Consider the following 13,039-nt stretch of genomic DNA (forward strand, 5'->3'; position numbering starts at 1 on the left):
ATATTTATGGAAGCGCCATGCACTGTCAACCCGATTACAAAGGACCGGTTTACATCTGGTCAAAAAACACACAGACCTGCCTGCTGTGCGATGAGCCCAGCGATTCGCTCCTGGCCCTGTGCAGCGCCTGCCAGGATGAGCTGCCCTGGCTGGGCGCCCAATGTTCGGTCTGTGCCCTGCCGCTGCCCGCCGCCGACCTGACCTGTGGCCAGTGCCTGCAACGCCCTCGCGCCTTTCAACGGGTCATCGTGCCCTGGCGCTACGACTTTCCGCTGGACAGCCTGATCAGCCGCTTCAAGCATCAGGAGAAATGGCCTTTTGGCCGCCTGATGGCCGAACTTCTTGCCCAGTTCCTGCGTTTTCGCTTCGACGAGGGCCTGCCCCGGCCCGACTGCCTGCTACCGGTGCCGCTGTCCCGCCGACGCCTGCGAAAGCGGGGGTTCAACCAGGCCGAGATGCTCGCCCGATGGCTCGGACAGCCCCTGCACCTGGCAGTGGAGCCTGACCTGCTGCGACGCATCCAGGACACCCCGGCACAGCAGGGCCTGAGTGCACGGGCCCGGCGACGCAACCTGAGCCAGGCATTCGCCCTCACCGCCAACGCACCCGTGGCGGGCCGGCACCTGGCCCTGGTGGACGACGTCCTCACCACCGGGGCCACCGCCCAGGCCCTGGCGCAGTTGCTGATGGAGGCCGGTGCCCGACAAGTGGATGTCTATTGCCTGGCCCGCACGCCAGGAGCCGAGCACCGCGACTGACTTGACTCTCATTGCCCAAGTCGCAAACTCCCTGTCCACCTTCAGTGCCCGAAGCCGCCCAGCCATGTCCCTGCCCACTCTGTTGACACAGCACATCGTCCGCCGCCCGCAGCGCATAGCCCTGCTCCAGCACATTGCCGAACAGGGCTCCATCACCCGCGCGGCCAAAAGCGCCGGCCTGAGCTACAAGGGCGCCTGGGACGCCATCGACGAGCTGAACAACCTGGCCGCAAGCCCGCTGGTCGAGCGCAGCGTCGGCGGCAAGGGCGGCGGCGGTGCCAGGCTGACGCTCGAAGGCCAGCGCGTGCTGCGCCTCTACCAACGCCTGCAAACCCTGCAAGCCCAGGTCCTGGAAGCCGCGGAGGAGGCCAGCGACCTCGACCTGCTGGGACGCCTGATGCTGCGTACCAGCGCCCGCAACCAGCTGCACGGCAAGGTCCAGGCCATCGCCCGCCAGGGCTGCAACGACCTGATCAGCCTGGGGCTGGCCGAGGGCCTGATTCTCAAGGCGCAAATCACCCACGACAGCACCCAGCGCCTGGAACTGGCCGCCGGCACCGAGGTGGTGGCGCTGATCAAGGCCGGCTGGCTGGAGCTGCACCCCATCGGCGCCCCGGCAACAACTGGACACAATTGCCTGAACGGCACCATCGAGCAGATTCTCGACGCCGAAGATGGCCCCTGCGAAGTCAGAGTGCTCCTGCCCAACGGCCAGACCCTCTGCGCCCTGGCCGAGCCCCGCCGGCTCAAAGACCTCGGGCTTGGAGAACGCCAGGCCGTCCAGGTGCACTTCTCCCCCGCCCAGGTCCTGCTCGGCACCCCGCTCTAAGCCGTAACCGGCGTCTTGCGACTGCAACCTGTTCGTCATAGAGGCTCACTAAGGTGGCTGCAAAAACCTTCAGGGAGCCTGATATGAGCCTGCTATTGGAAGAAGACCAACCCACCGACCTGGAACAGATGGTCGGCCTCAGCCGCCGCGGTTTCATCGGTGCCGGAGCCCTGTGCGGCGCCGCGCTGTTTCTCGGTGGCGGACTGCTCGGCCGCAGCGCCCTGGCCGCCGGTGTCAGCGCCGGCAACAGCCAGCTGCTGGGCTTTACCGGCATTGCTGCGGCCACCAGCGACAGCATCACCCTGCCACCGGGCTACCGGTCCTCGGTGCTGATCAGCTGGGGCCAGCCGCTGGCCAAGAACGGACCGGCCTTCGACCCCAGCGGCAATGGCACCGCCCAGGCCCAGGAAGTGCAGTTCGGCGACAACAACGACGGCATGAGCCTGTTCGCCTTTGCGGACGACAAGCACCGGGCGCTGATGGCGATCAACAACGAATACACCAACTACCGCTACCTCTATCCCCACGGCGGCCAGCCGCAATCGGCCGAAGACGTGCGCAAGGCCCAGGCCAGCGAAGGGGTGTCGGTGATCGAAGTGCAGTACAGGAACGGCCAATGGCAGTTCGTCCAGGGCTCGCGCTACAACCGGCGCATCCACGGCAACACACCGATCCGCCTCAGCGGCCCCGCCGCCGGCCACGACCTGCTCAAGAGCGCGGCCGATCCCAAGGGCAAGAAGGTCCTCGGCACCTTCCAGAACTGCGCCAACGGCAAGACGCCCTGGGGCACCTACCTGACCTGCGAAGAGAACTTCACCGACTGTTTCGGCAGCAGCAACCCCGAGCAGAAGTTCGACGCCGCGCAGAAACGCTACGGCGCCGTGGTGGCCAGCAAGGAAATCAACTGGCATCCCCACGATCCGCGCTTCGACCTGGCGAAGAACCCCAATGAACTCAACCGCCACGGCTGGGTGGTGGAAATCGACCCCTTCGATCCGCAATCGACCCCGGTCAAGCGCACCGCCCTGGGCCGCTTCAAGCATGAAAACGCCGCCCTGGCGCAAACCCGCGACGGCCGCGCCGTGGTCTACATGGGCGACGACGAGCGCGGCGAATTCATCTACAAGTTCATCAGCCGCGACAAGATCAACCACCGCAACCCCAAGGCCAACCGCGACCTGCTGGACCACGGCACCTTGTACGTGGCGCGCTTCGATGCCGGTGACGGCAATCCGGACCGGCCCAAGGGCCAGGGCCAGTGGATCGAGCTGACCCACGGCAAGAACGGCATCGACGCCAGCAGCGGCTTCGCCGACCAGGGCCAGGTGCTGATCCAGGCGCGCCTGGCCGCCAGCGTGGTCCAGGCCACCCGCATGGACCGTCCGGAATGGATTGTGGTCAGCCCCAAGGACGGCCAGGTCTATTGCACCCTGACCAACAACGTCAAACGCGGCGAAGACGGCCAGCCGGTGGGCGGGCCCAACCCGCGGGAGAAGAACGTCTACGGGCAGATCCTGCGCTGGCGCACCGGCAACGACGATCATGGCGCCCTGAGTTTCACCTGGGACCTGTTCGTGGTCGCCGGCAACCCCGGCGTGCATCCCGGCCAGGCCAAGGGCGGCTCGTCCAACATCACCCCAGAGAACATGTTCAACAGCCCCGACGGCCTGGGTTTCGACCAGGCCGGACGCCTGTGGATCCTCACCGACGGCGACTACAGCAACAGCGGCGACTTCGCCGGCATGGGCAACAACCAGATGCTCTGCGCCGACCCGGAGAGCGGCGAGATCCGCCGCTTCATGGTGGGGCCCGTGGGTTGCGAGGTCACCGGGATCGCCTTCGCCCCGGACCAGAAGACCCTGTTCGTCGGCATCCAGCACCCCGGAGAAAACGGCGGCTCGACCTTCCCCGAGCACCTGCCCAACGGCAAGCCGCGCTCCTCGGTAATGGCCATCACCCGGGAAGACGGCGGCATCATCGGCGCCTGATCCTGCTTCCCGTCCGGCCGGCCCCTACCCGTGCAGGGGCCGGCTCGCCGACGAGCCCGGCGCCCTGCCCGACCGCCGGAAAACCCTCCCCCGCTGGCCCGTCGTCTGCGTTACCATGCCTGGCCGGACGCGGCAGCCTGCTGCGAGCAGGAGTAAGCATGTCGCACCCGTTTGAAACACTGACCCCCGACCTGGTCCTGGACGCCGTTGAAAGCATCGGTTTTCTCAGCGACGCCCGTGTATTGGCGCTCAACAGCTACGAAAACCGCGTCTATCAGGTAGGCATCGACGAAAGCGAACCACTGATCGCCAAGTTCTACCGGCCCCAGCGCTGGACCAACGAAGCCATTCTCGAAGAGCACCGCTTCACCTTCGAACTGGCCGAGTGCGAGGTTCCGGTGGTGGCGCCCATCGTCCACGACGGCGCCAGCCTGTTCGAACACGCGGGCTTTCGTTTCGCCCTGTTTCCCCGCCGCGGCGGCAGGGCCCCGGAACCTGGCAACCTGGACCAGCTCTATCGCCTCGGCCAGCTGCTCGGGCGCCTGCACGCCGTGGGCGCGACCCGCCCCTTCGAGCACCGCGAGGCCCTGGGGGTGCAGAACTTCGGCCACGAGTCCCTGGCCACCCTGCTGCAAGGCAACTTCATTCCCAAGAGCCTGCTGCCGGCCTACGAGTCCGTGGCCCGGGACCTGCTCAAGCGGGTGGAAGAGGTGTACCAGGCCACCCCGCACCAGAACATCCGCATGCACGGCGATTGCCACCCGGGCAACATGATGTGCCGCGACGAGATGTTCCATATCGTCGACCTGGATGACTGCCGCATGGGGCCTGCCGTGCAGGACCTGTGGATGATGCTCGCCGGCGATCGCCAGGACTGCCTCGGCCAGCTCTCGGAACTGATGGACGGCTACAGCGAGTTCCACGATTTCAACCCGCGGGAGCTGGCCCTGATCGAACCGCTGCGGGCCCTGCGCCTGATGCACTACAGCGCCTGGCTGGCCCGGCGCTGGGACGATCCGGCGTTCCCCCACAGCTTTCCCTGGTTCGGCAGCGAGCGTTACTGGGGCGAACAGATCCTGGCCCTGCGCGAACAGCTGGCGGCCCTCAACGAAGAACCCCTCAAGCTGTTCTGACCCTGCCTGCAGGAGCTGGCTTGCCAGCGAAGGGGCCCATGAGATCGCCTTCGCCGGCAAGCCGGCTCCTACAAGAATCCGCCTTGATACAGCGCCAACTGTAGGAGCTGGCTCGCCAGCGAAGAGGCCCGTAAGTTCGCCATTGCCCACAAGCCCTCCCCCAAAGAAACGGGCGGCGCAAAAGTCAGGACAGGTCTAGACAATTGTCCTTACAATTGCCGCTTTGTTAGCTGCCTAAGCAAGGACTCTCCATGCAAGCCGCCAACCCGCGTCGCGGGTACATTCTGGGCCTGACCGCCTACATCATCTGGGGTCTGTTTCCGCTCTATTTCAAAGCCATCGCCAGCGTTCCCGCCGTGGAAATCATCATCCACCGGGTGCTCTGGTCGGCGCTGTTCGGCGCCCTGTTGCTGATGGTGTGGAAGCATCCGGGCTGGTGGCGCGAGCTGCGGGACAACCCCAAGCGCCTGGCGATCCTGGCCCTGAGCGGCACCTTGATCGCCGGCAACTGGCTGACCTATGTCTGGGCGGTGAACAACGGACGCATGCTCGAAGCGAGCCTGGGCTACTACATCAACCCCCTGGTCAATGTCCTGCTGGGCATGCTGATTCTCGGCGAACGCCTGCGCCGCCTGCAGTGGCTGGCGGTGATCCTGGCGGCGCTGGGGGTGGCCCAGCAAGTGTGGCAGGTGGGCAGCCTGCCCTGGGTGTCGCTGATACTGGCCCTGAGCTTTGGTTTCTATGGGTTGATCCGCAAGCAGGCACCGGTCAAGGCCCTGCCCGGGCTGGTGGTGGAAACCTGGATGCTGGTGCCCATCGCCCTGGCCTGGCTCTTGCTGCACCCCGATGCCAGCAGTGCCCATGCCGAATTCTGGAGCAGCTCCCAAGCCTGGTGGCTGGTGGCCGCAGGTCCAGTCACGCTGATTCCCCTGGTGTGCTTCAATGCCGCCGCCCGGGACCTGCCCTACACCACCCTGGGCTTCCTGCAATATCTGGCGCCGACCCTGGTGCTGCTGCAGGCGGTGCTGCTGTTCGGCGAACAGCTGTCCTCCAGTACCCTGCTGGCCTTCATGTTCATCTGGGCGGGACTGGCGGTGTACAGCGTCGATGCCTGGTTCAGCCTGCGCGGCCGGCGCTGATCAAAAAACACCCAACACTCTGCAGGCCAAGCCGTTCGTGGCCTGCAGCGGTTCTTCCCAAGGTTATCCACAACCTGATCCCCGCCCTTTGTGCACAAGCCCTTGAAATTGATGGTTTTTTGATCAAGCTCCGGAAAGCCGCGGCGCCGTTGGGCTGGCGCCGGGTCTCTACAGGTTATCCACAGGCGCATGCACGGTTTACTGGGATAACCCGCAGGGCGGCACTCAGACCTCGCTGCGCAGCACCAACTCCACCATCAGGTCGTCGGCCAGGGTTTCCAGGCGCGACTGCAATACATCCAGCGACAGGGTCAGAGGCACCGCCAGAATCGCCTCCGCGTGAAACAGCGGCTCGCTGCTCATGGGCGCCGGGCGCACCTCGGTCACCAGCCGTTCGAGATTGACCCCCTGCTCCGCCAGCAAGCGCGTGATGTCGCGAACGATCCCCGGGCGGTCGTTGCCCACCAACTCCATGGCGATGGGTTTCCAGGTGCAGGACTGTTCGATGCCACTTTCGGCGATCAACACCCGGATGCCCTGGGCCGACAAACCCTGCAAGGCATCCACCAGCTCGTCGTAGGCCTCGGCCGGCACCCCGACCCGCAGGATGCCGGCAAACTGCCCGGCCATGCGCGAGAGGCGGCTTTCCAGCCAGTTGCCCCCATGTTCGGCGATGCACTGGGCGATCCGCTCGACCTGCCCGGCCTTGTCCGGGGCGAATACCGTGAGAACGAGATGGTCCATGGCGCAGCCCTCTTGGGTGAGTGAAAGAGCAATTATAGGCAGCCTCATTCCCCGCGCCTTGCCGCTCCATCACAAGGAGCGAGGATCAAAGCGGGCGGGTGCAGGGGCTGGTATGCCAGCCTAGGCGCTGGAAAGACCGGCACAGACCCCAAGGATCCTTTCGCCGGCCAGCCGACACCCGGGAGCGCGTGCAGGGCAAAACACAAATCGTGTACAACTTTTTGTATTTATATGGAACAATCCACCGGCTTTTTGAGAACACCGCGTCCCCCAGCGTGACCGCACTGCATTCTTAAGTCGCGGAACGACGAATTTAGTCTAATTTTCACAACCGCAATTCATCATGTAGTATGCCGCAGCGCGCACTACATAACGTTGGAACGATGTCCGCCAAGGCCTGACTGCAACCCCTGCAACCCCCCATCAGCAAGGCTCTGCCGTTGATTGGAAGCACCCAGCCGCCCGCAATGGCATGTACTGGTGAACAGGGTTGTGCTTTAAATGGCCGCCGGCTTCATTGTTAATTTGAAGAGCTGAAAAGCGAAATAGCTGAGCAGAGTGAGGCAAGCAATGACTGAACACGTTCAAGTCGGTGGCCTGCAGGTCGCCAGAGTCCTGTTCGACTTCGTGAACAACGAAGCCATTCCCGGTACCGGCCTCACCGCCGACGCGTTCTGGGCCGGTGCCGACAAGGTCATTCATGACCTGGCACCGAAGAACAAAGCCCTACTCGCCAAACGCGACGATTTCCAGGCGCGCATCGATGCCTGGCACCAGTCCCGTGCCGGCCAGGCACACGATGCCGTGGCCTACAAAGCCTTCCTGCAAGACATTGGTTACCTGCTGCCAGAAGCGGCGGATTTCCAGGCCACGACGCAAAACGTCGATGAAGAAATCGCCCACATGGCCGGCCCGCAGCTGGTGGTGCCGGTGATGAATGCACGCTTCGCCCTCAATGCCTCCAACGCCCGCTGGGGCTCGCTGTACGACGCGCTGTACGGCACCGACGCCATCAGCGAAGCCGATGGCGCGCAAAAGGGCAAAGGCTACAACAAGGTTCGCGGCGACAAGGTCATCGCCTTCGCCCGCGCCTTCCTCGATGAGTCAGCCCCGCTGACCGCCGGCTCCCACGTGGATTCGGTGAGCTACAAGATTGTCGGCGGCAAGCTGGTGGTGGGCCTCAAGGGCGGCAGCAACAGCGGCCTGCGCGACGACGCGCAACTGATCGGCTACCAGGGCGATGCCGCGGCCCCTACCGCGATCCTGCTCAAGCACAACGGCCTGCACTTCGAGATCCAGATCGACGCCGCAAGCCCGATCGGCCAGACCGACGCCGCCGGGGTCAAGGACCTGCTGATGGAAGCGGCCCTGACCACCATCATGGACTGCGAAGACTCGGTCGCCGCCGTCGATGCCGATGACAAGGTGGTGATCTACCGCAACTGGCTCGGCCTGATGAAGGGCGACCTGGCGGAAGAGGTTTCCAAGGGCGGCCAGTCCTTCACCCGCACCATGAACGCCGACCGCAAGTACACCGGTGTCAACGGCGAGCCGGTGAAACTGCACGGTCGCTCGCTGCTGTTCGTGCGCAACGTCGGCCACCTGATGACCATCGACGCGATCCTCGACAAGCACGGCAACGAGGTGCCGGAAGGCATCCTCGACGGCCTGGTCACCAGCCTCGCGGCGATCCACAACCTCAACGGCAACACCTCGCGCAAGAACAGCCGCACCGGCTCGGTGTACATCGTCAAGCCGAAGATGCACGGCCCTGAAGAAGCCGCGTTCACCAACGAACTGTTCGGCCGCATCGAAGAGGTGCTGAACCTGCCGCGCAACACCCTGAAAGTCGGGATCATGGACGAGGAGCGCCGCACCACGGTCAACCTCAAGGCCTGCATCAAGGCCGCCAGCGAGCGCGTGGTGTTCATCAACACCGGCTTCCTCGACCGCACCGGCGACGAGATCCACACCTCCATGGAAGCCGGCGCCATGGTGCGCAAGGCCGACATGAAGGCCGAGAAATGGATCGGCGCCTACGAGAACTGGAACGTCGATATCGGCCTATCCACCGGCCTGCAAGGCCGTGCGCAGATCGGCAAGGGCATGTGGGCCATGCCGGACCTGATGGCCGCCATGCTCGAACAGAAGATCGCCCACCCGCTGGCCGGTGCCAACACCGCCTGGGTGCCGTCGCCAACCGCCGCCGCCCTGCACGTGCTGCACTACCACAAGGTCGACGTGTTCGCCCGTCAGGCCGAACTGGCCAAGCGCCCCCGCGCTTCGGTGGACGACATCCTGACCATCCCTCTGGCCAGCGACACCAACTGGTCGGCCGAGCAGATCAAGAACGAACTGGACAACAACGCCCAGGGCATTCTCGGCTACGTGGTGCGCTGGATCGACCAGGGCGTGGGTTGCTCCAAGGTGCCGGACATCAACGACGTCGGCCTGATGGAAGACCGCGCCACCCTGCGCATCTCCAGCCAGCACATCGCCAACTGGCTGCGCCACGGCGTGGTGACCCAGGAGCAGGTGCTGGAAAGCCTCAAGCGCATGGCCCCGGTGGTTGATCGGCAGAACGCCGGCGACCCGCTGTACCGCCCGCTGGCGCCGGACTTTGACAGCAACATCGCCTTCCAGGCCGCCCTGGAGCTGGTGATCGAAGGCACCCAGCAGCCCAACGGCTACACCGAGCCGGTATTGCACCGTCGTCGTCGCGAGTTCAAGGCCAAGAACGGCCTGTAACATCGCCCGGCCACGCCCATGAAAAAGCCCCGGTCCAGTGGACCGGGGCTTTTTTTGTTCCGCGTGTCGAAAGCCTTCTACCGCACCACGCCCAGCTCATGCTTGACCAGGGCCAGCAGCTTGCCGGTATCGATGGGCTTGAGCAGGAAATCCACCACGCTCAGGTGCATGGCGGCAATCGCATCCCGCACATCGGCGTCGCCGGAAATGATGATGATCGGCAACGCGGCGCGCTCCGACTCACGCACCTGGCGAATCAGCTCCAGGCCACTGCAGGGCGCCATGCGCAGATCGGTGATCAGCAGGCCGATGGATTTGTTCGATTCGAGCAATTTGAGAGCGGCCTTGCCGCTGGCTGCGGTCATGCAGCGAATGCCATCCAGACCCAGAATCTCCGCAAGCAGCTCCCGGGCATCCTTGTCGTCATCGGCAATGAGCACACGCTGAGCGGGCAGGTCCGGCTCGAGCATGGCCTCGCTCAGAGCCTCGCGCTCGGCGTCACTCAAAATATCGTGGTCGGGCATACATTTCTCTACATGAACCAATCAATCCCCTAGCACTGTGGTCAGACATCGCTAAGCAGGTTTCCAATGTGCACTTCGTCGGAAAAATTGCCAAGTGCCCCGATCAGAGCTTTTTCGCATGGATGACCGCAGGCTCAAAGCCAAATGCCCTGGAACGCGAGCGCTACCTAGACTTACGTCCAATGGGCACTCCCGCCCCAGGCGCCGACCATTGCCGTGACCCGACCACAACAACTCCAAAAAGACTGCGGTAATCGTTATGAGTAAAGCGGACGCCTTCACCCAGGCCGGCAAGACCGCGGTGTTGCAGAACATCCAGGGGACCGTGCAGTTCCTGCAGCGTTTCCCGCCCTTCAACCAGATGGAAAACCTCCACCTGGCCTACCTGGTGGAACAATGCCAGCTGCGCTTCTATGGTCCGGGCGACAGCATCATCAAGCCGGCCGACGGTCCGGTTGAGCACTTCTACATCGTCAAGCAGGGGCGCGTGGTGGGCGAACGCACCCACGCCGCCAAGGGCAGCACCGAAACCACCTTCGAAATCACCACCGGCGAGTGCTTTCCCCTCGCCGCCTTGCTCGGCGAACGGGCGACCCGCACCGAGCATCGAGCCGCCGAAGACACCTTCTGCCTGCAACTGAACAAGAACGCCTTCATCAAGCTGTTCGCCCTGTCCGCGGAGTTCCGCGATTTCGCCCTGCGCGGGGTCAGCAGCCTGCTGGACCAGGTCAACCAGCAGGTCAAGCAGAAGGCCGTGGAAACCCTCGGCACCCAGTACTCGCTGAACACCCGCCTCGGCGAGCTAGCCATGCGCCATCCGGTGGCCTGCAGTCCGCACACACCGTTGCGCGAAGCCGTGGCACTGATGCACGAGCAGCAAGTGGGCAGCATCGTGGTGGTGGACGAAAACAAGGCGCCCCTGGGGATCTTCACCCTGCGCGACCTGCGCCAGGTGGTGGCCGACGGCAGCCAGGACCTCAACCAGCCCATCGAACGCCACATGACCCAGGCGCCGTTCTTTCTCAGCCCGGACCACAGCGCCTTCGACGCCGCCATCGCCATGACCGAACGCCATATCGCCCACGTCTGCCTGGTCAAGGACCAGCGCCTGTGCGGCGTGGTGTCCGAACGCGACCTGTTCTCCCTGCAACGGGTCGATCTGGTGCACCTGGCCCGGACCATCCGCAACGCCCCCCGGGTCGAGCATCTGGTGGCGCTGCGGGGCGAGATCGGCCAGTTGGTGGAACGCATGCTGGCCCACGGCGCCTCCTCGACCCAGATCACCCACATCATCACCCTGCTCAACGATCACACCGTATGCCGGGTGATCGAACTGACCCTGGCGGACAAGGGCGACCCCGGCGTGCCCTTCAGCTGGCTGTGCTTCGGCAGCGAAGGCCGGCGCGAACAGACCCTGCACACCGACCAGGACAACGGCATCCTGTTCGAAGCCCGGGACGCTGCCCATGCCGCGGAAATTCGCGGCAAGCTGCTGCCCATTGCCCAGCAGATCAACCAGAGCCTGGCCCAGTGCGGCTTCACCCTGTGCAAGGGCAACATCATGGCCGGCAATCCCGAGCTGTGCCTGTCCCGCGCCGAATGGGCCCGACGCTTTGCCGCCTTCATCCGCGAGGCGACCCCGGAAAACCTCCTGGCTTCAAGCATCTATTTCGACCTGCGGGTGGTCTGGGGCGATGAACAAGGCGCCGAACAACTGCGCCGCGCCATCCTCGACCAGGTCGCGGACAACCGCCTGTTCCAGCGCATGATGGCGGAAAACGCCCTGCGCCAGCGCCCGCCGGTGGGACGCTTTCGCGAGTTCGTGCTGGCCCGCAAGAACGGCGAAAAGGCCACCCTCGACCTCAAGGTCCAGGGCCTCACGCCCTTCGTCGACGGCGCGCGCCTGCTGGCCCTGGCCAACGGCATCGGCGCCATCAATACCCTGGAACGCCTGCGCCAGCTGGTGTCCAGGCAAGTCATCGAGCCCCTGGACGGCGCCGCCTATGAAGAGGCCTACCACTTCATCCAGCAGACCCGCATGCAACAGCATCAACGCCAGACCCGGGAGAACCAGCCCTATTCCAACCGGGTCGACCCGGACAGCCTGAACCACCTGGACCGGCGCATCCTGCGCGAATCCCTGCGCCAGGCCCAGCGCCTGCAAAGCAGCCTGGCCCTGCGCTACCAGTTATGAGCTATCCGTTATGAGTCTGTTTGCCTGGTTCCGTCCCGCGGTCAGCGTACTGACCGCCGAGCAGCAACAACGCCGCGACCGTCTGCCAGCCTTCACCGAACTGGGTGAAGGCAGCCTGCGTGAACAGCGCTGGGTAGTGGTGGACCTGGAAACCACCGGCCTCAACCTCAACCGCGACCAGGTGCTGTCGATCGGCGCGGTGGTGATCGAGGACGGCGCCATCGACTTCAGCCAGCAGTTCGAGCGCACCCTGCAGCGCGAGGGCCACAAACTCAGCCCCAGCGTGCTGATCCACGGCCTGGGCCCCAGCGCCATCGCCGCCGGCTGCGATCCGGTAGAAGCCCTGCTGGATTTCATGGAGTTCGTCGGCGACAGCCCGCTGCTGGCCTTTCATGCGCCCTTCGACCAGCACATGCTCGGCAGGGCCTTGAAGGACAGCCTGGGCTATCGCCTGCAGCACCGCTTCCTCGATGTGGCGGACATGGCGCCCATGCTCTGCCCCCAGGCCCACATCCGCGAAGCCGGACTGGACGACTGGATCAGTGAGTTCAAGCTGCAAGTGGTGGAGCGCCACCATGCGGCGGCCGACGCCCTGGCCACCGCCGAACTGGCACTGATCCTGTTCAACCGCGCCCGCCAGCAACAGATCCACAGTCCGCTGAACCTGCAACAGCGCCTCAGCCAGTGGAAGCGTCGCCAGCAGGTCCCTTCGTTCTGATCCATCACAACCGTGGCGAGGGCGCTTGCTCCCGCTCGGCCGCGCAGCGGCCGTAAACCCGCGTCCCGGTTCCACCTGACACAGAGCCTTGGGCGTGCGGCGCACGCCAGCGCGAGCATGCTCCCTCGCCACAACGGGCTTTCTCTGCAGGCAAACCTCTTCAGCACCCGCCACCTTCCGCGACAAGACAGCCGACCGACGTCAATTGCGCCGCTGTTTCGCCTCTGCGACAATCGCGAATAATTCTCGTTAATTCAAACCTTT

10 protein-coding genes are annotated in these 13,039 nt (G+C 64.6%); 8 read left to right on the top strand and 2 right to left on the bottom strand.

The annotated features are described in order from the left end of the window. Nucleotides 1-17 precede the first annotated feature (17 nt). The 5 genes from POS17_RS27820 (at nucleotide 18) to rarD (ending at nucleotide 5,847) form a co-directional block, all read left to right on the top strand. Nucleotides 18-758 carry a ComF family protein gene (locus POS17_RS27820; RefSeq protein WP_060841409.1) on the top strand — a complete coding sequence of 247 codons (741 nt, stop codon included), beginning with the start codon at nucleotides 18-20 and terminating at the stop codon, nucleotides 756-758. A gap of 64 nt (nucleotides 759-822) precedes the next feature. Next, a complete protein-coding gene (locus tag POS17_RS27825; RefSeq protein ID WP_060842021.1) occupies nucleotides 823-1,587 on the top strand; it encodes a TOBE domain-containing protein in 765 nt (254 codons plus the stop codon). Between the two features lie 83 nt (nucleotides 1,588-1,670). After that, complete coding sequence (locus POS17_RS27830; RefSeq protein ID WP_060841410.1) at nucleotides 1,671-3,575, top strand: PhoX family protein; 1,905 nt, start codon at nucleotides 1,671-1,673, stop codon at nucleotides 3,573-3,575. A gap of 158 nt (nucleotides 3,576-3,733) precedes the next feature. Next, nucleotides 3,734-4,708 carry a serine/threonine protein kinase gene (locus tag POS17_RS27835; RefSeq protein ID WP_060841411.1) on the top strand — a complete coding sequence of 325 codons (975 nt, stop codon included), beginning with the start codon at nucleotides 3,734-3,736 and terminating at the stop codon, nucleotides 4,706-4,708. A gap of 251 nt (nucleotides 4,709-4,959) precedes the next feature. Further along, nucleotides 4,960-5,847, top strand: a complete 888-nt coding sequence (rarD, locus tag POS17_RS27840; RefSeq protein ID WP_060841412.1) for an EamA family transporter RarD — start codon at nucleotides 4,960-4,962, stop codon at nucleotides 5,845-5,847. Between the two features lie 225 nt (nucleotides 5,848-6,072). On the opposite strand, the gene POS17_RS27845 is transcribed toward rarD, so the two are convergent. After that, nucleotides 6,073-6,591: a glycine cleavage system protein R gene (locus POS17_RS27845; RefSeq protein ID WP_060841413.1), complete on the bottom strand. Its 519-nt coding sequence runs from the start codon at nucleotides 6,589-6,591 to the stop codon at nucleotides 6,073-6,075. A gap of 570 nt (nucleotides 6,592-7,161) precedes the next feature. On the opposite strand from POS17_RS27845, the gene POS17_RS27850 reads away from it, so the two are divergent. Further along, on the top strand, nucleotides 7,162-9,339 hold the full coding sequence (locus POS17_RS27850; RefSeq protein WP_060841414.1) for a malate synthase G: 2,178 nt from the start codon (nucleotides 7,162-7,164) through the stop codon (nucleotides 9,337-9,339). Nucleotides 9,340-9,416: 77 nt separating this feature from the next. Here POS17_RS27850 and POS17_RS27855 read toward each other — a convergent pair whose 3' ends face one another. Then, the gene (locus POS17_RS27855) at nucleotides 9,417-9,863 is read right to left on the bottom strand and encodes a response regulator (protein ID WP_060841415.1); all 447 of its coding nucleotides are present in this window, start codon (nucleotides 9,861-9,863) and stop codon (nucleotides 9,417-9,419) included. A 259-nt stretch (nucleotides 9,864-10,122) separates the two neighbouring features. Between POS17_RS27855 and POS17_RS27860 the strand changes: the two genes are divergently transcribed. Together POS17_RS27860 and POS17_RS27865 are read left to right on the top strand one after the other, a co-directional pair. Beyond that, the gene (locus POS17_RS27860; RefSeq protein ID WP_308811072.1) at nucleotides 10,123-12,057 is read left to right on the top strand and encodes a putative nucleotidyltransferase substrate binding domain-containing protein; all 1,935 of its coding nucleotides are present in this window, start codon (nucleotides 10,123-10,125) and stop codon (nucleotides 12,055-12,057) included. 10 nt (nucleotides 12,058-12,067) lie between these two features. Next, entirely contained in the window at nucleotides 12,068-12,775 is a 708-nt protein-coding gene (locus POS17_RS27865; protein ID WP_060841417.1) for a 3'-5' exonuclease, read from the top strand. The last annotated feature ends 264 nt before the right edge of the window (nucleotides 12,776-13,039 follow it).

The organism is Pseudomonas sp. Os17 (assembly GCF_001547895.1).
Classification (GTDB): Bacteria; Pseudomonadota; Gammaproteobacteria; order Pseudomonadales; family Pseudomonadaceae; genus Aquipseudomonas.